The sequence below is a fragment of the Pseudomonas lyxosi genome (assembly GCF_047758685.1).
Classification (GTDB): domain Bacteria; phylum Pseudomonadota; class Gammaproteobacteria; order Pseudomonadales; family Pseudomonadaceae; genus Aquipseudomonas; species Aquipseudomonas lyxosi.
Genome location: NZ_CP180481.1, coordinates 3,123,705 through 3,147,172 on the forward strand (window position 1 = coordinate 3,123,705; position 23,468 = coordinate 3,147,172).

22 protein-coding genes, 4 tRNA genes and 1 pseudogene are annotated in these 23,468 nt (G+C 59.4%); 19 read left to right on the forward strand and 8 right to left on the reverse strand.

Annotated features, from left to right (window positions below; translation table 11 throughout):
- Nucleotides 1–830: 830 nt before the first annotated feature.
- Nucleotides 831–1,055, forward strand: a pseudogene (locus ACMXYI_RS14365) (HAMP domain-containing protein); the annotation flags it as partial.
- Entirely contained in the window at nt 1,053–1,916 is an 864-nt protein-coding gene (locus ACMXYI_RS14370) for a methyl-accepting chemotaxis protein (protein WP_415773901.1), read from the forward strand. The pseudogene ACMXYI_RS14365 and the gene ACMXYI_RS14370, both read left to right, overlap by 3 nt.
- Nucleotides 1,917–2,390: 474 nt before the next feature.
- Here ACMXYI_RS14370 and ACMXYI_RS14375 read toward each other — a convergent pair whose 3' ends face one another.
- Nucleotides 2,391–3,149, reverse strand: a complete 759-nt coding sequence (locus tag ACMXYI_RS14375) for a hypothetical protein (RefSeq protein ID WP_415773685.1) — start codon at nt 3,147–3,149, stop codon at nt 2,391–2,393.
- A gap of 393 nt (nt 3,150–3,542) precedes the next feature.
- On the opposite strand from ACMXYI_RS14375, the gene ACMXYI_RS14380 reads away from it, so the two are divergent.
- The 4 genes from ACMXYI_RS14380 (at nt 3,543) to ACMXYI_RS14395 (ending at nt 3,956) form a co-directional block, all read left to right on the forward strand.
- A tRNA-Glu gene (locus ACMXYI_RS14380) sits at nt 3,543–3,618 on the forward strand.
- Nucleotides 3,619–3,620: 2 nt separating this feature from the next.
- Nucleotides 3,621–3,696: transfer RNA gene (locus tag ACMXYI_RS14385), tRNA-Gly, on the forward strand.
- A gap of 105 nt (nt 3,697–3,801) precedes the next feature.
- Nucleotides 3,802–3,877, forward strand: a tRNA-Glu gene (locus tag ACMXYI_RS14390).
- Between the two features lie 3 nt (nt 3,878–3,880).
- Nucleotides 3,881–3,956, forward strand: a tRNA-Gly gene (locus ACMXYI_RS14395).
- 125 nt (nt 3,957–4,081) lie between these two features.
- Here the strand turns inward: ACMXYI_RS14395 and ACMXYI_RS14400 are convergent.
- The 4 genes from ACMXYI_RS14400 to ACMXYI_RS14415 all read right to left on the reverse strand — a co-directional run bounded on the left by ACMXYI_RS14400 (nt 4,082) and on the right by ACMXYI_RS14415 (nt 8,145).
- On the reverse strand, nt 4,082–5,821 hold the full coding sequence (locus ACMXYI_RS14400) for a dipeptidase (protein ID WP_415773686.1): 1,740 nt from the start codon (nt 5,819–5,821) through the stop codon (nt 4,082–4,084).
- A 197-nt stretch (nt 5,822–6,018) separates the two neighbouring features.
- Complete coding sequence (locus tag ACMXYI_RS14405; protein ID WP_415773687.1) at nt 6,019–6,654, reverse strand: LysE family translocator; 636 nt, start codon at nt 6,652–6,654, stop codon at nt 6,019–6,021.
- A 1-nt stretch (nt 6,655) separates the two neighbouring features.
- Nucleotides 6,656–7,426, reverse strand: a complete 771-nt coding sequence (locus ACMXYI_RS14410; protein ID WP_415773688.1) for a 2OG-Fe(II) oxygenase — start codon at nt 7,424–7,426, stop codon at nt 6,656–6,658.
- Nucleotides 7,427–7,518: 92 nt separating this feature from the next.
- Nucleotides 7,519–8,145, reverse strand: coding sequence for an alanyl-tRNA editing protein (locus tag ACMXYI_RS14415; protein ID WP_415773689.1), 627 nt, complete (start codon nt 8,143–8,145; stop codon nt 7,519–7,521).
- A 91-nt stretch (nt 8,146–8,236) separates the two neighbouring features.
- On the opposite strand from ACMXYI_RS14415, the gene ACMXYI_RS14420 reads away from it, so the two are divergent.
- Nucleotides 8,237–9,235, forward strand: coding sequence for a LysR family transcriptional regulator (locus tag ACMXYI_RS14420; protein WP_415773690.1), 999 nt, complete (start codon nt 8,237–8,239; stop codon nt 9,233–9,235).
- A gap of 152 nt (nt 9,236–9,387) precedes the next feature.
- Here ACMXYI_RS14420 and ACMXYI_RS14425 read toward each other — a convergent pair whose 3' ends face one another.
- Both ACMXYI_RS14425 and ACMXYI_RS14430 read right to left on the reverse strand, forming a co-directional pair.
- On the reverse strand, nt 9,388–9,795 hold the full coding sequence (locus tag ACMXYI_RS14425) for a PA2817 family protein (protein ID WP_008152400.1): 408 nt from the start codon (nt 9,793–9,795) through the stop codon (nt 9,388–9,390).
- 65 nt (nt 9,796–9,860) lie between these two features.
- On the reverse strand, nt 9,861–12,308 hold the full coding sequence (locus ACMXYI_RS14430; RefSeq protein WP_415773691.1) for an acyl-CoA dehydrogenase: 2,448 nt from the start codon (nt 12,306–12,308) through the stop codon (nt 9,861–9,863).
- 250 nt (nt 12,309–12,558) lie between these two features.
- Here ACMXYI_RS14430 and ACMXYI_RS14435 point away from each other — a divergent pair, with 250 nt between their 5' ends.
- The 4 genes from ACMXYI_RS14435 (at nt 12,559) to ACMXYI_RS14450 (ending at nt 15,727) form a co-directional block, all read left to right on the forward strand.
- Nucleotides 12,559–13,218: a transglutaminase-like domain-containing protein gene (locus ACMXYI_RS14435; protein ID WP_415773692.1), complete on the forward strand. Its 660-nt coding sequence runs from the start codon at nt 12,559–12,561 to the stop codon at nt 13,216–13,218.
- Nucleotides 13,219–13,261: 43 nt separating this feature from the next.
- Complete coding sequence (locus ACMXYI_RS14440) at nt 13,262–13,885, forward strand: glutathione S-transferase family protein (protein WP_415773693.1); 624 nt, start codon at nt 13,262–13,264, stop codon at nt 13,883–13,885.
- A 133-nt stretch (nt 13,886–14,018) separates the two neighbouring features.
- Nucleotides 14,019–14,951, forward strand: coding sequence for an ABC transporter ATP-binding protein (locus tag ACMXYI_RS14445; RefSeq protein ID WP_415773694.1), 933 nt, complete (start codon nt 14,019–14,021; stop codon nt 14,949–14,951).
- Entirely contained in the window at nt 14,948–15,727 is a 780-nt protein-coding gene (locus tag ACMXYI_RS14450; RefSeq protein WP_415773695.1) for an ABC transporter permease, read from the forward strand. Before ACMXYI_RS14445 ends, ACMXYI_RS14450 begins: the two co-directional genes overlap by 4 nt.
- A gap of 45 nt (nt 15,728–15,772) precedes the next feature.
- On the opposite strand, the gene ACMXYI_RS14455 is transcribed toward ACMXYI_RS14450, so the two are convergent.
- Nucleotides 15,773–16,294, reverse strand: a complete 522-nt coding sequence (locus tag ACMXYI_RS14455) for a DUF2062 domain-containing protein (protein ID WP_415773696.1) — start codon at nt 16,292–16,294, stop codon at nt 15,773–15,775.
- A 135-nt stretch (nt 16,295–16,429) separates the two neighbouring features.
- Here ACMXYI_RS14455 and ACMXYI_RS14460 point away from each other — a divergent pair, with 135 nt between their 5' ends.
- From ACMXYI_RS14460 to murB, 8 genes are all read left to right on the forward strand, one after another.
- Nucleotides 16,430–18,652 (forward strand): DNA internalization-related competence protein ComEC/Rec2, encoded by a 2,223-nt coding sequence (locus tag ACMXYI_RS14460; protein WP_415773697.1) that lies wholly within the window; start codon nt 16,430–16,432, stop codon nt 18,650–18,652.
- A gap of 98 nt (nt 18,653–18,750) precedes the next feature.
- Nucleotides 18,751–19,386, forward strand: a complete 636-nt coding sequence (locus ACMXYI_RS14465; RefSeq protein ID WP_033056924.1) for a MotA/TolQ/ExbB proton channel family protein — start codon at nt 18,751–18,753, stop codon at nt 19,384–19,386.
- Entirely contained in the window at nt 19,383–19,814 is a 432-nt protein-coding gene (locus ACMXYI_RS14470) for an ExbD/TolR family protein (RefSeq protein ID WP_415773698.1), read from the forward strand. The genes ACMXYI_RS14465 and ACMXYI_RS14470 overlap by 4 nt, the downstream gene beginning before the upstream one ends.
- The gene (gene lpxK, locus ACMXYI_RS14475; protein WP_415773699.1) at nt 19,814–20,824 is read left to right on the forward strand and encodes a tetraacyldisaccharide 4'-kinase; all 1,011 of its coding nucleotides are present in this window, start codon (nt 19,814–19,816) and stop codon (nt 20,822–20,824) included. The genes ACMXYI_RS14470 and lpxK overlap by 1 nt, the downstream gene beginning before the upstream one ends.
- Nucleotides 20,825–20,849: 25 nt before the next feature.
- Nucleotides 20,850–21,035 (forward strand): Trm112 family protein, encoded by a 186-nt coding sequence (locus ACMXYI_RS14480; RefSeq protein WP_007945752.1) that lies wholly within the window; start codon nt 20,850–20,852, stop codon nt 21,033–21,035.
- The gene (gene kdsB, locus ACMXYI_RS14485) at nt 21,032–21,796 is read left to right on the forward strand and encodes a 3-deoxy-manno-octulosonate cytidylyltransferase (protein ID WP_415773700.1); all 765 of its coding nucleotides are present in this window, start codon (nt 21,032–21,034) and stop codon (nt 21,794–21,796) included. Before ACMXYI_RS14480 ends, kdsB begins: the two co-directional genes overlap by 4 nt.
- A complete protein-coding gene (locus ACMXYI_RS14490; protein ID WP_046049063.1) occupies nt 21,796–22,260 on the forward strand; it encodes a low molecular weight protein-tyrosine-phosphatase in 465 nt (154 codons plus the stop codon). Before kdsB ends, ACMXYI_RS14490 begins: the two co-directional genes overlap by 1 nt.
- On the forward strand, nt 22,257–23,276 hold the full coding sequence (murB, locus tag ACMXYI_RS14495; RefSeq protein WP_415773701.1) for a UDP-N-acetylmuramate dehydrogenase: 1,020 nt from the start codon (nt 22,257–22,259) through the stop codon (nt 23,274–23,276). The genes ACMXYI_RS14490 and murB overlap by 4 nt, the downstream gene beginning before the upstream one ends.
- Nucleotides 23,277–23,468 lie beyond the last annotated feature (192 nt).

Here is a 23,468-nt window from a genome sequence, read left to right on the forward strand (position 1 = left end):
AACTGGGTGTCGGGTTTGTACTGGTGCTGCTGTTGACCGCCTTGGTGGCGGCCATCGGCGTATGGTCCCTGCAAACCATCAGCCAGCGCTTCGACGGGCTCAAGCAGATGTCATCGCTCAACAGCGGTTTGCTCAAGGTGAGACTGCTCGAGCAGGAATACGCCTTGCACGGCAACCCGAAAACCGCTGATGCGCTGCGCGAGGGCGTTGACGGCCTGATCGCCCTGGCAACCCAACTGAAAGCGGCGTCTGCGGCCAACGTGCCGGTGATGAATGACGTCGAGCAGTCCTTGGGGGCTTACCGCAAGGCCTTTGACGAGTTCGTCTCGCTCAGCCAGGCCAAGGACCTGGCGCTGGAGATGGCCAGTTGGTCGGTGTCCAGCGTGGCTAATAATCTCGACGTGCTGCAGGCCGGGCTGGCCGATGACGGCGCTTATACCTTGAAGGAATCCGAAGGCAAGGACGGTGGGCAGTTCATCGAACAGGCCAGTCAGGTCAGCCAGGTGTCGCGGTTGATGTTGCAAGCCATGAACGAAGCACGTGTACGCCTGGACCAGAGCCGCAAGGGCGACGACAGCGCAGGGCAGGGCAAGATCGAGCAGGCCGACCAGGCACTGACCCAGGCCGAGCAGCTGAAAACCACGGTCAAGGATGAGGGTTACCAGACGGTCCTCAATGAAGTGGTCGGGCACATCGGCGGATTCAGCGAAAAACTTGCCGAGTACACCGGCCTGCTGGCGCAGGAAAAAACCGTTTATCAACAGCTGCATCAGCGCGCCGCTCAGGTGGTGGAGCGGGTGGATCAGGCCTATGTCGCCGAAGACCAGTCGATGCAGGCGGAGTTGAAAAAGAACTCGCTGCTGATCATCGGTTCCTCGGCGCTGGCGCTGCTGGTCGGGCTGATTGCGGCCTGGGTGATTACCCGGTTGATCGTGGCACCGCTGCGCAGTGTGATCCGTGTTGCTCAACAGATTGCTTCTGGCGATTTGAGTGCGACGGTTGAAGTGACCCGTCGTGATGAGATCGGGCAGCTGATGCAGGCCATGCAGCAGATGGGCGCGGGGCTTAGCAGCATTGTCAGCGGTTTGCAGGCAGGTATCGAACAGTTGGCCAGTTCAGCGCAGTCGCTGTCGGCGGTGACCGAGCAGACCAATCTTGAAGTCAGCAGCCAGAAGGAAGAAACCGAACAGGTCGCTACCGCGATGAATCAGATGACCGCCACTGTGCACGACGTTGCGCGCAATGCGGAGGAGGCCGCCCAGGCGGCGCAGACGGCGGACGGCAAGGTTGAAAGTGGCCAGCAGGTGGTGCGCCAGAGCATGGCGCGGATCGAACAGTTGGCGGATTCCGCCACCTCGGCCAGTTCGAGCATCGAAAGTTTGAGTGCGGAAATCCAGAACATCGGCACAGTGCTGAGCGTCATCAAGAGTGTGGCTGAGCAGACCAATCTGTTGGCCCTCAACGCCGCCATCGAGGCGGCTCGAGCCGGCGAACAGGGCAGGGGCTTTGCGGTGGTGGCCGATGAAGTGCGGGCCCTGGCCAAGCGTACTCAGCAATCGACCGAGGAGATTGAACGACTGGTGAGCGCCTTGCGCTCGGCGGCTCAGTCTTCTGTTCAGCAGATTCAGAACAGTGGCGAGCTGGTGAAGCTGGCGGTGAGTGATGCGTTGCAGACTGAGAGTGCGCTGGGGAGTATTGCAGCGTCGGTGTCATTGATTCAGCAGATGAACCAGCAGATCGCAGCGGCTGCCGAGGAGCAGAGTTCAGTGGCTGAGGAGATTAATCGCAGTGTCACGAGTATTCGTGCCAGTGCGGATCAGTCTTCGTTGGCGATGCAGGGGAATGCGGCTTCCAGTATTGAGTTGGCGCAGTTGGGGGTTGAGTTGAAGGGGATGGTGGGGCATTTTCGGCTTTGATTCTTTTCTGTGTACATATCCGTTGCTGCGGTAACGGCTGCTAATGGTTTCGCCCTTACGGCGACTCCCTTTGGCAAACGCCCCAAAGGAAGCAAAGGTCTCGCCCCGAGCGTCCGGCCCCTCGCCTAGGCTCGGCGTTCCTTCGTTCCGGCATTCATCTGGGGGCATCGCCTCCGGTCGGCTTCGCTTCGACCTCCTCTCGATGTGTGCGGCTTCGCCGCACGGCGCTTCGCGCCTGCCCCCCAGATGAACACCTCCACTCAGCCTCCCGAAGGGGCGGGTGGATCAAAAGCGGTCCGAGGCGGCCTACCGGCCGACCTGTTTGTCCGGATGTACGCCGCTTCATTGTGGGAGCGGGCTTGCCCGCGAAGGCGGCCTGATAGTCGACCTTTCTATCCTGGCTGTACACGCCCATCAAACGTGACGCATAAAAAAGCCACCTGTTCAGGTGGCTCTCTTTTCTGCTTTCTCTGATCAGTCGTAGATCACTTTTTTCTTCCAGTCCGCATCGGCCTCGACGTCTTTGAGGCCTTCGGTCAGTTGGTTCACTTCGCCTTCTACCGGGGCGATGTTGTCCATGACTTGTGCGTTGGCGCGAGCCAGGAGTTTTTCCAGGTATTCCAGCTGTTCGGCGTAGACCTGGGGTTCCTGTTGTTTGCGCAGGTATTGCACGCCGCGTTCGAACGCCAGGCGGGCCTGGCCGGGCTGGTTCTGTTGCAGGGCGTGCTGGCCGAGGTTGTTGAAGAATTCGATGTGCAGCAGGACCAGGATGTGGCGAACTTCGCGGATCCAGCGTTTGGCTTCGTTGGTTGGCAGGAAGCCGTCCTGTGCGGCGCGGGTGATTTGGCCGTGCAGGGCTTCGAGCAGGAAACGTACGTCCTTGGCTTTGGCTTCGGTCTGGATCGGTGCCGGCGGGTTGTTGACCGGGATCGATTCGCCTTGGCCGACCAATACGCTCAGTTCGCCAATTCGTGCCTTGAGGTTGGAGCTGGTTTTTTCCAGATGGAGCAGGCGTTGGCAGACGTTCAGTTCCAGACGGGTCAACAGCAGCTTGAGCGCCGGTGTCATCAACTGGCCGGGGAAGGTCTCGGTGATTTCGCCGCAACGACGCAGACGATCGTTGAGCTCAACCTTGGCGCGGGCCTTTTCCAGCTTATTGTTTTCCACCACATGGTTCATGTAGCCAATGGCGATCAATAGTGCGATCCCGGCTACGACTAGCAGGGTGATCATGAGTGGTGTCACCGGTAAGACCTCTTTATGGGGTTCGCGTGCGAGTGTAGTGGCTTGGCATTGGGACGCATAGCGCCGCTCGGCGAGTTGAATCGGCTACTGCACTGTCTGTATCGGCCGCGTTCCTGCTTATATAAGTAATAGCGTGCGAGGTGCACATTGCCATCATTTTTGGCGTGGGTGGACTATAACGTCTTGGCGGGTGTCAGAATATAGGCGTCAAACGCCGGACGACGGAAAGGTCGGATTAGTGTCTCAAAGCAGGGCGAAGTCATTGATTTAAATAAATTTATATCTGGGGGTTGACGACCCCTCAATCCATCCATAGAATGCGCGCCACTTACAGCGTAAAGCACACAGCGAAACGCGGTAGGGAGTGAATGTTGTACGTGTGTCCCCTTCGTCTAGTGGCCTAGGACACCGCCCTTTCACGGCGGTAACAGGGGTTCGAGTCCCCTAGGGGACGCCAATGCGGGAATAGCTCAGTTGGTAGAGCACGACCTTGCCAAGGTCGGGGTCGCGAGTTCGAGTCTCGTTTCCCGCTCCAATTTTAAACAGCGTTGCTTTCGGGCAGGGCTGAGTGAAACCAGAACCGGTATCTTCGGATGCGGATTTGGGCACTGAAATACACACCATGTGTTTCAGTTAGCGTGTCCCCTTCGTCTAGTGGCCTAGGACACCGCCCTTTCACGGCGGTAACAGGGGTTCGAGTCCCCTAGGGGACGCCATTTGCGGGAATAGCTCAGTTGGTAGAGCACGACCTTGCCAAGGTCGGGGTCGCGAGTTCGAGTCTCGTTTCCCGCTCCATATTTAACGAAAACGCCGCTCAGCAATGAGCGGCGTTTTTGTTTGTGCGTCATTCATGAAAAAGGACCTTAAGGTCCTTTTTTTGTTTGCGTCGGACCCGCCATAACAGCGGGTCCGAAAGAGCATCAGAGCTTCGGCAACTGCCCGATACGACCCATCATCTCGGTCACGATCTGCAGATCCAGCAGGAACTGGTCGACAGTCTTGAACTCGTTGTCGGTATGACCGGTGTACTTGACCTCTGGCCTGGCCAGGCCGAACTGCACGCCATTGGGCAACTCATGCACCGAGGTGGCGCCGGCGGAAGAGCCGAACTTATGCTCCATGCCCAGGTTTTCAGTGGACACAGCCAGCAACGCCTTGACCCATTCACCCTCAGGATTGCGGTACATCGGCTCGGCGATCGAGTAGGTGAAGGTCGCCGCTACGTGGGTCTTCTTGCTCCAGGCGCCAATCTTTTCAGCAATTTTCGCCTTGAGCGCTTCCGGGGACTCGCCCTTCGGCACGCGCAGGTTGACCGCGAGCTTGAAGGCTTTGTCATCCATCCCGACAAAGGTCAGGGAAGTGGTCAGTGGGCCCATGAAGGCATCGGAGAAGCCGACCCCCAATTTGCCACCCAGGTAATCCAGGCCCCAGTTGTCGGCGGCGTAGCGGGCAGCATCAGTGATGTGGTTGTGCTTCAGCGCGACTTTTCCATCAACGCTATGGATGAAGCCCAGCATCCTGGCCACTGGGTTAACACCGGACTCGGGCTCGGAGGAGTGAGCGGAAACACCGGTGACGGTCAGCTTGACGTCCTTGCCGTCGACCTTGGCGTTTACCTCGAAGTTACCGCCATTGCGCTTGGCAAAATCCGTACCAGCCTTCTGCAGGCTGGCGGCCAGTTCGGCGGGCTTGTCGGTGACAAGGGTGGCCACCGAAGCAGAAGGAATCTGGTTGGTGGCCATCCCACCAGTCATCGAGATGATTTCGGCGCCCTTGCCTTGACCATTACGTCGCGGGAAGTTGGCCATGACTGTGCCATAGCCTTTCTCGGCAATCACCACCGGATAGCCGCCATCCAGCGCCAGGTTGTAGTTCGGCGTCGGGTTGTGTTCGAAGTAATAAGGGATGGCGTCGCCGGTGGTTTCTTCGGTGGTGTCGACCAGCAGCTTGAAATTCCTCGCCAGCGGCAGTTTTTCTTCCTTGATGACCTTCATGGCGTAGAGCGCCACGACGATGCCGTTCTTGTCATCCTCGGTGCCGCGACCATACATGCGGTCGCCGATCAGGGTGACCTTGAACGGATCGAGTTTGGTGCCGTCTTTCAGGACCCAGTTCTCCGGCGTCACGGGTACCACGTCGGCATGCGCGTGAATGCCCACGACTTCATCGCCACTGCCTTCCAGGGAGATTTCATAGACGCGGTTGTCGATGTTGCGGAAATTCAGGTCGAAGGCCTGGGCCAGGCCCTTGATCTTGTCAGCGATCTTGATGAATTCGGGATTGTCGTGCTGGTCAACGCCGTCCGCTCGGAAGGTCGGGATTTCCACCAGCTCGCGCAAGGATTCGGTGGCAGCGGCGCCGTACTTCACTCGTGCATAAAGGCCAAGCAGGCGATGGATTTCGTTCAGTTGCTCAGGGGAAAGGGTCTTGTTGTCGAGAAAGGCACTGATGGCCGGGCCGAGGTCGTCGGTTTTGGCGATGTCGCTTTTGGCCAACCCACCCAGGAACTGCCTGAAATCCGTTACCGATGCGTCCCCGAAGGTCTTGAGGATGGCTGCGCTCTGTTGCGGGGTGATGTTAGCGTGCGCTGCCAGGGTGAACGACGAAAGGCTGGCCAGTATCAGGGTTGACGCGGCCAGGTGCTTGAGTGAGAAATTCATTGTTGAAGGCATTCCTTTGCAGGCAGTTTGTGAGAAGTTTCTGATCGATGAGACAGAAACGTTACCAAGCTAACACCACGAGAGAGCGATAGGGGAGTCCCCGAAGTGGGATCTGTCGCACAGAAACGCAAAAGCGGCGCACAAACGAAAAAGGCCCGCCAGTCAGACTGAGCGGGCCTTTTGCATGGGCGCAGGTTTTACATCGATAGAATCAAGCGCCCGGCGAACAGGATCAGAATTACCCCCATGGTGCGTTCGAACCAGTGCCCCATGCGCATAAACAGCAGCCGTACCCGGGCACTGGAAAAGAACAGCGCGACGATCACAAACCACAGCGCATTCACAAAACACATCCAGATTCCGTAAAGCGCCTGGATCTTCAGTGGCGTTGTGGCGCTGATGATGGTGGTGAAGATTGCCAGGAAAAACAGTGTGGCTTTCGGGTTGGTCGCGTTGGTCAGGAATCCGGTGGTAAATGCCTTCAGCAATGTTTGTTCTACGACCGGTTCGTCAGGCTTGTCGCCTTCCAGTATGGTCTTGGGTTTGCTGCGCAACAGGCTGACACCGAGGTACAAAATGTAAGCGCCCCCCACAACCTTGGCCACCGTCAGCAGCCAAGGCGTCGTGTGCATCAGGGCGCCGACCCCGAGCAAGGTGTAAAGCACGTGCACGGAAATGCCCGCACCGATGCCCAACGCCGTGCAAATCCCGACCAGTCGACCGAAGCGCACACTCTGACGGATGGTCACTGCGAAGTCCGGTCCGGGTGCAACCACGGCCAGAAAGTGGATAGTTGCCAGCGCCAGAAACTCGCCCAGGTAATTCGAAAGCATCTCAACTCCAGAAAGTAAGGGGTGAAGCATTGCCGCGATAGCCGACAAAGAACGAAAGGCTCAAGCGCGGATCAGCCACACCCGGTGTCACCGAGTGCATGCAGCGCGAATTGAACATGATGAAATCACCCGGCTCGGGAAGAATCTCCAGGGCCGGAGTCCCGAGCAGCGCCGGATCGATGCCGTAACTGTCGCCACGCATTTCGTCGAACTGGTCCGGGGAGATGTCGTGGTCCCACATCTGCAGTGCACCGCCCTCGGCGGGCATGTTCAGGTAAACATTGCAGGCGAACTGCGCTTCCAGGCTTCTGGCCTGGTAACTGTCCGGGGCGTCCTTGGCGAAAATGTCGTGGTGGGCCAGAAAACAGATCCCGGGTTTCACCACCCGGGACAGCCCGACATACATCTTGCGACCGTAGAGATTTTCCAGGTGCGCACCCGCCGGCCAGGACTCGTCGAGCATGCAGCGCAGGGTGTCGACGGGGGACGAATAGGGCGCACACCGGTTGCGCAATTCCGCAATGTTGCGGGTGGCGCGTTCGAAATAATCTTCGATCAGCAGCGGCTGGTTTTCCGCTTCATAAAACGCCATGCCGATGCGACCGATGCTCGGCGCATTGATATAGCCTTCGAAGCCTGGGGCGAGGATCTTGTCGCCAATCTGAATCGCCAGCGGCTTGGGCAACAGGCCTTTGACGCGGATGGCGAGGACTTCTCCATTGGCCAGTTTTTTTATGCACGTCTCATCGAGACGCTCGACGTCAAGCATCATGTCTTAGGTCCATCTATCAGATAGTCAACAGAACCCGCGACCGCAGGTTCCCCCGGCGTCAGGCGATGACAGGAACGGCATCGCCCAAATGCTCAATCCACGCTGTAGTGGACTGACAGCGTTCCCTTCTTCAGTGAAAGGGAAGCGATCGTGACCGTGCCCAAATCCTTCAGGCTACGTACATGGGTGCCGCCGCAGCCGTAGGCGGGCAGTTCACCGAAACCGATTTCCCGGGCGCCTTCACGCATCGACGTCAGGCGCGGCAAATCATGGGCGACCCACTGCTCGATGCCGTGCTGAATCATCTCGGCATCAACCTCTTTTGCCGACTCTGCCGGTTTGAATTGCACGCGTCCTTCGCCCGGCCAGTGATGAGCCTTGATCGGCATCCAGCCCATGGCCTGGACGAAGTGGCCGATCAGGTGGCCGGCGGAATGCATGCGTGAATTGAATTGGCGGCGTTGTTCGTCGACCCGAATCTGAGTCATGCCCGGTTTTACCGGATGGTCGACGAAATGAATGATCCGGTCCGGATCCTGAACCACGCGCAGTACCCGGCTTTCGCCGATCCAGCCGGTGTCAAAGGGCTGGCCTCCGCCTTGGGGATGAAACAATGTGGCGCGCAGCACCACGGCAAATTCGTTCTCATGGGGCGTGCAATCCAGGACTTCCACATTGGCCTTGAGGTCATCACTATGGAAAAAGAGGCGAAGCGTCATATTCCATGCCCTTATTAACAATTCTATTTTTTATTATATGGAGCGTGGAATTGCGTGATAATCCGTTCAAACATCAAAGGACTGTTGCGCTGTGAGCATAAATCTTCCACTACCGCTGCTCGGTGAAATGGCGATTTTCGTCAAGGTTGTCGAGACTGGCAGCTTCTCCGAGGCCGCACGCCAGTTGGGTTCCTCTCCCTCGGCGGTCAGTCGCAGCATTTCGCGCCTGGAGAAGGCGCTCGCCACCCGTTTGCTGCAACGAACCACGCGCAAGTTGCGCTTGAGCGACGGTGGCGAAGAGGTGTTCAAGCGTTGCCAGGAGATGGTCAGCGCAGCCAAGTCAGTGATGGAAATCAGCGGTCAGTTCACCCATGAAGCGGAAGGACTGGTGCGCGTCAGCGTGCCGAAGGCGGTGGGGCGTTTTGTGATTCATCCGCATATGCCGGAATTTTTGCGTCGCTATCCCAAAGTGGATGTGGAGCTGTTGCTTGAGGACCGCCAGGTGGATTTGATCGACGACAACGTTGATCTGGCGATTCGAATTACAGATCGGCCACCTGCCGGACTGGTCGGGCGGCAATTGCTCACCATCGATCATATGCTCTGTGCAACGCCGCAATACCTGGCCGAACACGGCACACCGACCCATCCCCACGACTTGCTCAACCACAGCTGCATCTATCTGGGCGAAACCCCGAGCGATGCACGCTGGAAATTCAAGAAAGGCACCAAGGCTGTCACCGTTGGTGTGCGCGGACGTTATGCGGCCAATCACACCGGCGTGCGCTTGGGTGCAGTGTTGCAGCACATCGGGATTGGCAGCCTGCCGTACTTCACCGCACGTTATGCGCTGGAGCAGGGGCTGATCGTGCAGGTGCTGCCGGACTGGACCTTTCTGGCGTCATACCACGGCGGTGCCTGGTTGCTGCATTCGCCAACCCGTTATTTGCCACCGAAGTTACGGGTGCTGATCGACTATCTGGTGGAGTGCCTGGAGAAGGAACCGACCCTGAGCAAGCCGGGCAAGTTGAGTGGCTCGGTTAGGGGCGCGGCGGAGTATGAGTTACCGGAGAGTGATGGGTTGCTCTGAAGGGGAAAATCAAAAGATCGCAGCCTTCGGCAGCTCACAGTTGAAACGCGATCCCCCTGGAGCTGCCGAAGGCTGCGATTTTTTGATCTTCCGAACACAAAAAAAGGCCCGCATGAATCACCATGCGGGCCTTTTGCGTTTCTGACCGAGGATCAGTGCTTGCTGTCGTCTTTCGACATCGCCAGCAGCTGTTTTTCCTGGTTCCAGTCGAACGGTTCGTCGTTTTGTTCAGCTTCGAAACGACGTTCTTCCAGCGCCTGGTACAAGTCGATTTCATCGTCGGGCATGTAATGCAGGCAGTCACCGGCGAAGTACCACAGCAGGTCACGCGGGACCAGGTGGGCGATTTGCGGGTAGCGGGTGATCACCTGGCACAGAATGTCCTGGCCCAGGTATTGGCTTTCGATCGGGTCGACCGGCAGCAACGCACGCAGTTCGTCGAAGCGCTCGAGGAACAAGGCATGGCTTTCTTCGGGAACCTGTTCGGCCTCACCTACGGCGACCAGGATGCTGCGCAGGTGGTCGAGCAAGACAAGATGATCGGCAACGACATTGGACACGAGATAAGTCCTCAAGAGCAAAACGGGCGCGGGAGTATAAAGCTCCTGCGCCCATTTTTACAGGATCAGCGGACCTTTCCGTCGGCCAGCGCGAGTTCGTCTTTGTCGAAATCATCGACATCAATCACCTTGCGCCGCGCCGCTTCGGCGTCACGCAGGGTCTGCGCTTCCACGGGCTGCAACACGCCAGCTTCAAGCGCTGCATCGATGACGTGTTCCCCGGCGACCGGTTTGATCTGGCCGCTTTTGAGTGCGACATGAAGCTTTTTGCGCAGCGGTTGCGCGGCACTCAGCAGGTTACACGCATGTTGCAGGGCGCCGACCGGGTCATCGGTGGATTGCGGCCGGTAGCAACCGCCGAGCAACTCTTCCAGGGTCGGATCGCCCTTGGCGCGGCCGATCACCGCCGCCACTTCGGCGCCGAGTTTGTCCGATGGCCCTTTGTGACGACGACCGAACGGGAACACGATCACTCGCAACAGGCAACCCAGCACCTTGTTCGGGAAGTTGGTCAGCAGTTCATCCAGCGCTCGTTCCGACTGCCCCAGGCTTTCTTCCATGGCCCAGGTAAACAGCGGTGCCATGTGCTCCGGTGAGTCGAGGTCGTGGTAACGCTTGAGCGCGGCGGAGGCGAGGTACATGTTGCTGAGCACATCCCCAAGACGCGCCGACAGACGTTCGCGTCGTTTCAATTCGCCGCCCAGCAGCATCATGCTCAGGTCGGCGAGCATGGCGAACGCAGCAGCCTGGCGATTGAGGGCACGGAAGTAACCCTGGCTGAGCTTGTCGCCTGGCGCGTGTTCGAAGTGACCGAAACCAAGGTTCAGCACCAGCGTGCTGGCGGCGTTACCCACGGCGAAACCGATGTGCTTGAGCAGCAGACCATCAAACTCGGTGAGTGCCTGGTCCTTGTCTTGACGACCGGCGAGGGCCATTTCCTTAAGCACGAAGGGATGGCAGCGAATCGCACCCTGACCGAAGATCATCAGGTTGCGCGAGAGAATGTTCGCGCCTTCCACGGTGATGAAAATCGGCGCGCCGTTCCAGCTGCGACCAAGGTAGTTGTTCGGCCCCATGATGATTGCCTTGCCGCCATGAACATCCATGGCGTGGCTGATGCACTCGCGGCCGCGTTCAGTGAGGTGGTACTTGAGAATCGCCGACAGCACCGACGGCTTCTCGCCCAAATCCACCGCATTGGCGGTGAGCATCCGCGCGGCGTCCATCATCCAGGCGTTGCCGCCGATGCGCGCCATCGCTTCCTGAATACCTTCGAAGGCTGACAGTGGAACGTTGAATTGTTCACGGACCTGAGCGTACTGGCCGGTCACCAGACTGGTGAACTTGGCGGCGCCGGTGCCGACCGCTGGCAACGAAATCGAACGCCCGACCGACAGGCAGTTCATCAGCATCATCCAGCCTTTGCCGATCATTTCCTGGCCGCCGATGAGGAACTCCAACGGTACGAAGACATCTTTGCCGGAGTTCGGGCCGTTCATGAATGAAGCGCCCAACGGCAAGTGACGGCGGCCGATTTCAACACCGGCGGTATCGGTCGGGATCAACGCCAGACTGATCCCCAGGTCCTCCTCCTCACCCAGCAGGTGATCCGGGTCGTAGGCCTTGAACGCGAGGCCGAGCAGGGTGGCAACCGGTCCCAGCGTGATGTAACGCTTTTCCCAGTTCAGACGAAGGCCCAAGGTTTCCTTGCCTTCCCATTCACCTTTGCAGATCACCCCGGTGTCGGGCATGGAGCCGGCATCAGAGCCGGCCAGTGGGCCGGTCAGTGCGAAGCACGGGATGTCATCGCCGCGCGCCAGTCGTGGCAGGTAGTGATTGCGTTGCTCGTCGGTGCCGTAATGCAGCAGCAGTTCGGCCGGGCCGAGGGAGTTGGGGACCATCACGGTAGAGGCAAGGTCGCCGCTGCGGGTCGCCAGCTTCATCGCCACCTGAGAGTGGGCATAGGCGGAGAAACCTTTGCCGCCAAACTCCTTGGGAATTATCAGGGCGAAGAAGCCGTTTTCCTTGATGTAGGCCCAGGCTTCGGGAGGCAGGTCCATGGTTTGACCGATCTGCCAGTCGCTGACCATGGCGCAGAGTTCTTCGGTCGGGCCGTCGATAAAGGCCTGTTCCTCTTCGCTCAGCTGCGCTTTTGGATAGGACAGTAGTTTTTTCCAGTCCGGGCGACCGCTGAACAGTTCGCCGTCCCACCACACCGTGCCGGCATCGATTGCATCGCGTTCGGTTTGCGACATCGGCGGCAGGGTTTTCTGGAACCAGCTGAACAGCGGCGCGCTGAAGTATTTGCGGCGCAGGTCGGGCAACAACAATGGCGCAGCCACGGCCGCGATCAACACCCAGAAAACCAGCAGCAACCAGCCTGGCGCGCGGCTGAACGCGCCCATCGCCACCACGTAAACGGCAACGACGCACAGGGCGGGCAGCGGGGCGACACGACGGTGGGCTAAAAAAGCAATCCCGACAACCAGAACCAGTATCCACAACAGCAGCATATTTAATCCTCCGTGAAACCAGGGCAAAACCAACTTTCAGAGCTTAGACGGCATCCGCAAAACAGGGCGGTCAGAGCGATGTGATTGAATTCGTGGGAAACCATGGATGAGTTTTGTAGGCCCAGTGGGCAACAGGCCGCGGAAATCGTTCGTTGGGCGGGCGGCAAAGCGTCCATGTTTGGCCGAAACGTCGTTATCTCTGTGCTGAACGTGTCGCTTAGACTCGTGGCTTCCCCAGGAGATTGTTCTCATGCACGAGTATCTGAGTCCCGGCCGCTTCATCGATAGTGACCACCCCTCGGTGGTGGAGTTCGCCGAAAAACATCGCGGCAGCCGTCGCGATCCTCTAGAGCAGGCGATCAATCTCTATTACGCCGTGCGCGAAGCCGTGCGTTACAACCCTTACACCTTCAGTCGCGACCCGGGCACCTTGCGCGGCAGTTATGCGTTGGCGGCGGGGGAGAGTTATTGCGTACCCAAAGCCACGCTGCTGGCAGGTGCAGCCCGGCATTGCGGGATTCCCGCGCGGATCGGTCTGGCGGATGTGCGCAATCATTTGTCGACGCCGCGGTTGCTTGAATTGCTCAAGAGCGATGTGTTCGCCATGCACGGCTATACGGAGCTGTATCTGAATGGTCGCTGGGTCAAAGCCACGCCAGCGTTCAACCAAGCCTTGTGCGAACTGTTCAATGTCGCACCACTGGAATTCGACGGAATCAACGACAGTGTTTTCCATCCGTTCAATCGCGACGGCGAGCAATTGATGGAATACCTGATCGACCACGGCCAGTTCACCGACGTGCCTGAAGCGTTCTTTTTCGAGCACCTGGAAAAGTGCTATCCGCATCTGTTCAGCGACACGCTGCCCGTGCAGCTGGGTGACATGCAGAGCGATTTGAGTCGCGCCTGATCCGGCGTATGCTGCCTGCGCATTCATCCATAAAGAGGCGGTCATGCTGAAGATCTGGGGTCGGAAAAACTCGTCGAATGTCAGAAAACCTTTGTGGGCCGCCGAGGAGCTGGGCTTGGCTTATGAAGCCATCGATGCGGGCGGCGCCTTTGGTGTTGTCGATACGCCGGAGTACCGCGCGATGAACCCCAATGGCCGCGTGCCGGTGATTGAAGACGATGGTTTCGTGCTGTGGGAATCCAACGCCATCGTGCGTTACCTGATGGCTCGCCACGCCAACGGCACCGCCTGGTATCCAGAGGATCTGCAGGCCCGGGCTTCTGCCGACAAGTGGATGGACTGGACCACTTCAAGTTTTGCCGGGCCGTTCCGCACGGTGTTCTGGGGCGTATTGCGCACCCCGGAAGACAAGCAGGACTGGCCGGCCATCAACGCTGCGATCAAGGAGTGCGATGGCCTGCTGTCCATGGCCGATCAGGCGCTGGCGACCCAACCGTACCTGTCCGGCGATGAGATCGGCATGGGCGACATTCCTCTGGGCAGCTTCATTTATGCCTGGTTCGAGATGCCGATCGAGCGCGCACCACAGCCTCATCTGCAAGCCTGGTACGAACGCCTGAAACAGCGTCCGGCCTATCAGAAAGCGGTTATGACCGCGTTGACTTAATACTCACTATCGACACACTTGACTGTACTTGTGTGGCGGCGACAAGCACCATTGCGCTCGTGCGCCGCGGTTGTATTAGTCGCCGCCCGCCCTTATTTGTCCCTTTCTTCCCTTCTTGGTGCGTAAATCCGATATGAGTTCCGCTCTGTCCATCCGGCAGCTAACCAAAACCTACGGCAACGGTTTCCAGGCCCTGAGTGGTATCGATCTGGACGTCGCCGAAGGTGACTTTTTCGCCTTGCTCGGCCCTAACGGCGCCGGCAAATCCACGACCATCGGCATTCTCTCGACCCTGGTGAACAAGACCAGCGGGACGGTGAATATCTTCGGTCACGACCTGGACAAGAATCCTGCGCAGCTCAAGCGCTCCATCGGCGTAGTGCCTCAGGAATTCAACTTCAACCAGTTCGAAAAAACCTTTGATATCGTCGTGACCCAGGCTGGTTATTATGGCATCCCGCCGAAAATCGCCAAGGAACGCGCCGAGCAATATCTGACCCAGCTGGGTCTGTGGGACAAGCGCGATGTCCCGTCGCGTTCACTGTCCGGCGGTATGAAGCGTCGACTGATGATCGCCCGTGCGCTGGTTCACGAACCGCGCCTGCTGATCCTCGACGAACCGACGGCGGGTGTGGACATCGAACTGCGTCGCTCGATGTGGACGTTCCTCACCGAGCTGAACAAGAAAGGCATCACCATCATCCTCACCACCCACTACCTGGAAGAGGCTGAGCAGCTGTGCCGCAACATCGGCATCATCGACCACGGCACCATCGTCGAGAACACCAGCATGAAACAGTTGCTCGGCCAACTGCATGTGGAAACGTTCCTGCTCGACCTCAAAAACACATTGCAAACCGCGCCGCAGTTGCTCGGTTATCCGACCAAGTTGCTCGACAGCCACACCATCGAAGTTCAGGTCGACAAGGCCATGGGCATCACCGCGCTGTTCACCCAATTGGCGCAGCAGAACATCGAAGTGTTGAGCCTGCGTAACAAAACCAATCGCCTCGAGGAGTTGTTCGTGTCCCTGGTGGAGAAAAATCTGTCGAAGGTGGCGGTATGAGTTCCGAGCTGCAACCCAACCTCGTTGCCCTCAACACCATCGTTTACCGAGAGGTCAAACGCTTTACCCGGATCTGGCCGCAGACGCTGCTGCCGCCGGCCATCACCATGGTTCTGTACTTCGTGATCTTCGGCAATCTGATCGGCCGGCAGATCGGCGACATGGGTGGCTTCACCTACATGGAGTACATCGTGCCGGGGCTGATCATGATGTCGGTGATCACCAACTCCTACGGCAACGTGGTCTCGAGTTTCTTCGGCAGCAAGTTCCAGCGTTCCATCGAAGAGTTGATGGTGTCGCCCGTGTCGCCGCATACGATTCTGATCGGCTACACCCTGGGCGGCGTGCTGCGCGGCTTGATGGTCGGGTTCATCGTGACCCTGCTGTCGCTGTTCTTCACCGAGTTGCAGGTGCATCACCTGGGCGTGACCATTCTGGTGGTGGTGCTGACGGCGACGATCTTCTCGCTGCTGGGCTTCATCAACGCCGTGTTTGCGCGCAACTTCGATGACATCTCGATCATCCCGACGTTTGTGCTGACACCGCTGACCTACCTGGGCGGGGTGTTCTACTCGATCTCCTTGCTGCCACCGTTCTGGCAGACCGTGTCCCTGGCCAACCCGGTACTGCACATGGTGAACGCTTTCCGTTACGGCATTCTTGGCGTTTCTGACATCAGGATCAGCGTGGCGATTACCTTCATGCTGGTGGCGACTGTTGTGTTGTACATCGGTTGCGCACGGCTGCTGGTCAGTGGTCGCGGGATGCGCACGTAATCGCGCACTGCTCAATCAGAAACGGCACCTCAGGGTGCCGTTTTTTTATTCTTGCATCCGTCTCTTCTGGCGCCGCCGCCACTGCCGCCCGACCCACCAGCGCCAATACATCATGGTCAGGCAATAGGCGAGAGCGCCGAGCACCAGTCCCGTCACCACCGAGCCGAGTAAAAACGGCTGCCAAAGAGTCGAGAGTTCGCCGCTGATCCATTCCCAGGTCAGCTCGTCCGGCAAATGGCGGGCGGGAACGTCCATCAGCCAGGCACCGGTCTGGTAAGTGCAGAAGAACACCGCCGGCATGGTGATCGGATTGGTCAGCCAGACCAGGCTGACCGCAATCGGCATGTTGCCGCGCACCATGATGGCGAGAATGGCGGCGACCAGCATCTGCAACGGAATCGGCAGGAACGCCGCGAACAGACCCACCGCCATGGCCCGTGCGACGGAATGGCGGTTGAGGTGCCAGAGGTTCGGGTCATGCAGCAGGGTGCCGAGAAAGCGTAAGGACTTGTGTTCCCTGATGCTGGTCGGGTCTGGCATGTAACGTTTGAATAAGCGCCGGGGCATAAGGCTTCTCGGTCGGTTAAGGCGGCAAGTATGTCTGGATTCTATTAGTCGCCCATTCAGACTTTGTGACAATTAATAACGATGCCTGTGCGATTAGCCGGCTATGCCTAGGAGGGGACTCTCAAGGACGGGCGTATGCGCACAGGGATGATGGCGCTGGCGTTGGGTCTGTTGATCCTGCGTTTTTTACCGGTATTACCGCCGGTCTGGTTATGGATGTTGCTGCCGGTAATCGGTTTGATGTTGCTGCCGTTTCGCAGCTATCCACTGGCATTTTTCCTGTTCGGCCTCAGTTGGGCAGGCGCGAATGCACAGTGGGCGCTGGATGATCGGCTGTCGGTGAGCCTCGATGGCGAAACCCGTTGGGTCGAAGGTCGGGTGACGGGATTGCCCCAGAACAATGAGGCCGTCGTGCGATTCGAGTTGGCGGACGCCCGGTCGCGACATGGCAAGGTGCCGAAACTGCTGCGCCTGGCGTGGTATGACGGGCCGCCGGTCAACAGCGGCGAATATTGGCGACTGGCGGTCAAGTTGAAGCGTCCTGCGGGGCTGCTCAATCCCCATGCCTTCGATTACGACGCCTGGCTGCTGGCGCAACGTATCGGCGCTACCGGGACGGTCAAGGATGGCCAGCGACTCAAGGAAGCCCAATGGGCCTGGCGCGACGGCATCCGTCAGCGCTTGCAGGCCGTGGATGCTCAGGGGCGAACGGGCGCGCTGACGGCGTTGGTGCTGGGGGACGGCGCCGGACTGAGTCGCGAAGACTGGCAGGTGCTGCAAGACACCGGCACCGTCCATCTGTTGGTGATTTCCGGACAGCACGTCGGTTTGTTGGCAGGGCTGGTGTATTTGCTGATCGCCGGGCTGGCCCGTTATGGCCTGTGGCCGAAACGCTTGCCTTGGCTGCCGTGGGCCTGTGGACTGGCGTTCGCCGCGGCGCTCGGTTACGGGCTGCTGGCCGGTTTCGAGGTGCCGGTGCGGCGGGCCTGCGTGATGATCGGTCTGGTGCTGTTGTGGCGTCTGCGATTTCGTCACCTCGGCGCCTGGTGGCCGCTGTTGCTGGCGCTTGACGGCGTTTTGGTGCTGGATCCGCTGGCGAGTCTGCAACCGGGTTTCTGGCTGTCGTTCGCGGCGGTGGCGGTGTTGATCTTCACCTTCGGCGGTCGGCTGGGCCCATGGAGTTGGTGGCAAACATGGACCCGCGCCCAATGGCTGATCGCGATCGGTCTGTGCCCGTTGCTGCTGGTGCTCGGGTTGCCGATCAGTCTCAGCGGGCCGGTGGCCAATTTGCTCGCGGTGCCGTGGATCAGTCTGGTGGTGCTGCCTCCGGCATTGCTGGGTACGTTGTTTTTGCCTCTTCCATACGTGGGCGAAGGGCTGCTGTGGCTGGCAGGAGGTTTGATCGACCTATTGTTCAAGGGCCTGGCCCTGATGGCCGGGTACTTGCCCGCGTGGGTGCCGGTGGCCATCCCGTTGTGGATATGGGCACTCGGCACACTCGGTGCCTTTCTACTATTGATGCCTCGAGGTGTGCCGTTTCGCTCGTTGGGTTGGCCGATGCTGCTGTTGCTGGTTTTTCCACCCAGGCAGGTCTTGCCTGAAGGCATCGCCGAAATCTGGCAGCTGGATGTCGGCCAGGGTTTGGCCATCCTGGTGCGCACCCGTCATCACACACTGTTGTATGACACCGGGCCACGTTTCGGCGATTTCGACCTGGGCGAGCGGGTGGTGCTGCCGACATTACGCAAACTGGGCGTGAATGGACTCGATTTGATGTTGATCAGCCATGCTGACGCCGATCACGCGGGCGGCGCCCGGGCCGTTGCCAATGGCCTGCCGGTGAAACGGGTGGTCAGTGGCGATCCCCTGGCGCTGCCGGCCGAGTTGCAGGCAGAAGGCTGCGAGAGCGGCAAGCAATGGGTCTGGGATGATGTACGGTTCCAGCTCTGGCAATGGTCTTCGGCCAGCGACAGCAATCAAAAATCCTGCGTCCTGCAGATAGAAGCCAACGGTGAACGTCTGTTATTGACCGGTGATATAGATGCCGCAGCCGAGCGGGCGCTGCTCGACAGTCCACTGGCCGTCACCACCGATTGGTTGCAGGCTCCGCACCATGGCAGTCGCAGTTCATCTTCCATGGCGCTGCTTTCCGGGTTGCAACCCAAAGCGGTGTTGATCTCCCGCGGCCAGGGCAATTCATTCGGACATCCCCATCCCACGATCATGGCGCGCTATCGAAAACGCGGCATGTCGATCCATGACAGCGCCGAGCAGGGTGCCATCCGTCTGCAACTGGGACGCTTCAAGCCGCCATGGACGATGCGTCAAGAACGGCGTTTCTGGCGCTCTGCGCAATGACTCCGAGTGATTAACGCTCGACCGGATGCGACATCGCGGTTTTCGGTGCGCCGACCCCCTATGTTAGAGTGGCGCACTTTTTCGAGGGGACTGTCACTGTGTGGGAATTGGTCAAATCCGGCGGATGGATGATGATACCGATCATTCTGAGTTCCATCGCAGCCATGGCGATCGTCGCCGAACGTCTCTGGACCCTGCGAGCCAGCCGTGTGACCCCGGAGCATTTGCTCGGGCAGGTCTGGGTCTGGATCAAGGACAAACAACTCAATAAAGACAAACTCAAGGAACTGCGCGCCAACTCGCCGTTGGGGGAGATCCTGGCCGCTGGCCTGGCCAACTCCAGGCATGGTCGCGAGATCATGAAAGAGTGCATAGAAGAAGCCGCCGCGCGAGTGGTTCACGAGCTCGAACGCTACATCAATGCGTTGGGCACCATCGCCGCCATGGCCCCGTTGCTGGGTCTGTTGGGGACGGTGTTGGGCATGATCGATATCTTCAGCGCATTCATGGGTTCGGGCATGACCACCAACGCTGCCGTGTTGGCCGGTGGTATCTCCAAAGCCCTGATTACTACGGCCGCAGGCCTGATGGTCGGCATCCCGGCGGTATTCTTCCACCGGTTCCTGCAACGCCGGATCGATGAACTGGTGGTGGGCATGGAGCAGGAAGCGATCAAGCTCGTCGAGGTGGTGCAGGGTGACCGTGATGTTGACCTGAATGGGGGCAAAGCGTGAAATTCCGCCGCAAGCAACGGGAGAATGTGGACATCAACCTCGCGTCGCTGATCGACGTGGTGTTTATCCTGCTGCTGTTTTTCGTCGTGACCACCACCTTTACCCGTGAAACCCAATTGCGTGTCGATCTGCCGGAAGCGGTCAGCGGTTCGCCTGCCGAAGACCCGCAGGTCAAGCATCTGGACGTTGCCATCAGTGCCGAGGGCGTATTCTCGGTGAACAACCAATTGTTGCCGAAAAACGATCTGGCCACCCTGATGGACGCGCTGCAGAAAGAATCCAGTGGCGACACCAACCTGCCGCTGTCTATCAGCGCTGACGGCAAGACTCAGCATCAGTCGGTCATCACCGCCATGGACGCCGCCGGCAAACTCGGTTTCAGCCACCTGCGCATGACCACTGTAGAGGCGGCGCCGCCCGCGCCCTGATGGCCATGTCAGACCGCTTGCTCGCCGCGTGGTACCAAGGTCATCCGGCCCTGAAGCTGTTGCAGCCGCTGGAGTGGCTGTATCGGCGCGTGGTCAATAATAAGCGCAAGCGTTTTCTGGCGGGTGAGGGCGAGATCTATCAACCGCCGGTGCCGCTGATCGTGGTCGGCAACATCACCGTCGGCGGCACCGGCAAGACGCCGCTGATTCTGTGGATGATCCAGCACTGCCAGCGCAGTGGCTTGCGGGTCGGCGTGGTCAGCCGCGGTTACGGCGCCAAACCGCCGCAACTGCCTTGGCGAGTCGAGGCGGATCAAAGCGCCGATATCGCAGGCGACGAGCCGCTGTTGATCGTCCAGCGCACCGGCGTTCCGTTGATGATCGACCCGGACCGCAGCAGCGCCGTCAAAGCCCTGCTGGCGAGTGAGCCACTGGACCTGATCCTGTCCGACGACGGCATGCAGCATTACCGTCTGGCCCGCGACCTTGAACTGGTGCTGATCGACGCCGCCCGGGGCCTGGGCAACCAGCGCTGCCTGCCCGCCGGGCCGTTGCGTGAGCCGGCCGAGCGCCTGCAAAGCGTCGACGCGGTGCTGTACAACGGCGCAACTGCCGATCGCGACGGCGGTTTTGCCTTCCAGCTTCAACCCACCGAATTGATCAATCTGCAAAGCGGCGAGCGGCGTCCCCTCGACCATTTCCCCGCTGGCCAGGCGTTGCACGCCGTGGCCGGGATCGGCAATCCGCAGCGTTTCTTCACAACCCTCGAAACGCTACACTGGCAGCCTGTCCCGCATGCGTTTGCCGACCACGCCGAATACAGCGTGCAGGCCTTGAATTTCACACCGTCATTGCCGTTGGTGATGACCGAAAAGGACGCGGTGAAGTGCCGTGCCTTCGCCGCCGCCGATTGGTGGTACCTGGCGGTCGATGCTGCGCCATCGCCGGCCTTCGTGGCCTGGTTCGATACGCAGCTGATGCGCCTGTTGCCGGCTCGTCTTTTGCCTTAAATCCGTTTTTATCCAGGGAATGCTCATGGACACCAAATTGCTCGATATCCTCGCTTGCCCGGTCTGCAAAGGCCCGCTCAAGCTCAGTGCCGACAAAACCGAGCTGATAAGCAAGGGCGCAGGCCTGGCTTACCCGATTCGCGACGGCATCCCGGTGATGCTCGAAACCGAAGCCCGCACCCTGACCACCGACGAGCGTCTGGATAAATGACCACAGCCTTTACCGTTGTCATTCCATCGCGTTACGCCTCCACCCGCTTGCCGGGCAAACCGCTGCTGTTGATCGCCGGCAAGCCGATGATCCAGCACGTCTGGGAACAGGCGAGCAAAAGCAGCGCTCAGCGTGTGGTGGTTGCCACTGACGATGCGCGCATCGTCGAGGCCTGCAAAGGGTTTGGCGCTGAAGTGGTGCTGACCCGCGAAGATCACAATTCCGGCACCGACCGTTTGGCCGAAGTCGCCGCGAAGCTGGGCCTCGCGCCCGACGCCATTGTGGTCAACGTTCAGGGTGACGAACCGCTGATCCCGCCGAGCGTGATCGATCAGGTGGCCGCCAACCTGGCCGCCCACACCGAAGCGCGCATGGCCACGCTGGCCGAGCCGATCGAAGACGTGGAAACCCTGTTCAATCCCAACGTGGTCAAGGTTGTCAGCGACCTTAATGGCCTGGCGCTGACCTTCAGTCGTGCCACATTGCCGTGGGCCCGGGACGCATTCGCCAGAAGCCGCGAGCAATTGCCGGAAGGCGTGCCGTATCGTCGCCACATCGGCATCTATGCCTACCGCGCCGGTTTCCTGCATGACTTTGTCAGCTGGGGCCCATGCTGGCTGGAAAACACTGAATCCCTGGAGCAACTGCGTGCCCTGTGGCACGGCGTGCGGATTCACGTCGCTGATGCACTGATCGCACCGCCCACCGGCGTCGATACTGTCGAAGACCTTGAGCGCGTTCGTCGCCTGCTGGAGGCCTGATGCGGGTTTTGTTTGTCTGCCTGGGCAACATCTGCCGTTCTCCGACGGCCGAAGGCGTGTTGCGGCATAAACTGCGCGAAGCGGGGCTGGCCGATCAAATCGAAGTCGCCTCCGCTGGTACCGGTGACTGGCACGTCGGCAAGGCCCCGGACAAGCGAAGCCAGGCGGCGGCCAAGCTGCGCGGTTATGACCTGTCCGCTCAGCGCGCCCAGCAAGTGTCTCGCGCCGATTTCGCCACCTACGACCTGATTCTGGCGATGGATCACAGCAACCTGCGCAACCTCAAGGCCTTGCAACCGGCCAAGGGCAAGGCTGAGCTGGACCTGTTCCTGCGTCGCTACCAGTCGGAAATCGATGAAGTACCGGATCCGTATTACGACGGCGACCAAGGCTTTGAGCAGGTGCTGGACCTGATCGAGCGCGCCAGTGATTTGCTGGTGATCGAATTGAAGGGACGGTTATGAGTTTGCAGGTGCGCGCCCAGGTTTCGCTCAAGCCGTTCAACACCTTTGGCGTCGACGTTCAGGCCCGGCTATTTGCCGAAGCCCACAGCGATGCCGACGTGCGTGAAGCCCTGGCCTATGCGGTGGAGCATGACGTGCCGCTGCTGGTGATCGGCGGTGGCAGCAATTTGCTGCTGACGGCCGATATCCAGTCGCTGGTGCTGCGCATGGCCACGCGCGGGATTCGCATCCTCAGTGATGACGGCAGCAAGGTCGTGATCGAAGCCGAAGCGGGCGAGCCTTGGCATCCGTTCGTGCAGCACACCCTGGCGCAAGGTTTGTCGGGGCTGGAGAACCTCAGCCTGATTCCCGGCACCGTCGGTGCGGCACCGATGCAGAACATCGGTGCCTATGGCGTGGAGATCAAGGACGTGTTCGCCGGCCTGACCGCGCTGGATCGTCAGACCGGCAACCTGCGGGACTTCACCCTGGAAGAGTGCAACTTCGCCTACCGCGACAGCCTGTTCAAGCAGGAACCGGGGCGTTGGTTGATCCTGCGGGTACGTTTCATCCTGGACCGCGCCGCGCACCTGCATCTGGAGTACGGCCCGGTACGTCAGCGCCTGACCGAGCAAGGCATCGATCACCCGACCGCCACCGATGTCAGCCAAGCGATTTGCAGTATCCGCAACGAAAAGCTTCCGGATCCGGCAGTGCTGGGCAATGCCGGCAGCTTCTTCAAGAATCCTTTGGTGCCAGCGGCGCTCGTCGCGCAACTCAAAGGTGAATACCCGGATCTGGTGGCCTACGCGCAACCCGACGGGCAGATGAAACTGGCGGCGGGCTGGCTGATCGAGCGGGCCGGCTGGAAAGGTTTTCGTGACGCCGACGCCGGCGTGCATAAATTGCAGGCGCTGGTGCTGGTCAACTATGGCAACGCAACCGGTCTGCAATTGCTGAACCTGGCGCAACGTATCCAGAAAGACATTTCAGAACGTTTCCATGTCGACCTGGAAATGGAGCCCAATCGGTATTGAGGCTACGCTTTCAAGACTGACCTCAAAGCCCTGCACACGTTTAACGGTGCAGGGCTTTTTTGTTAATGCTGGGTTAACTTAGCCACCTAACGATGCAAACGTTTGCTCCATCAAAGGCCCGATGCAGACGCTACCGTCCGCATAAGAGAGCCTTATTAGCCTGAGCCGATCTGCGTGATGCCAACCGCCAAC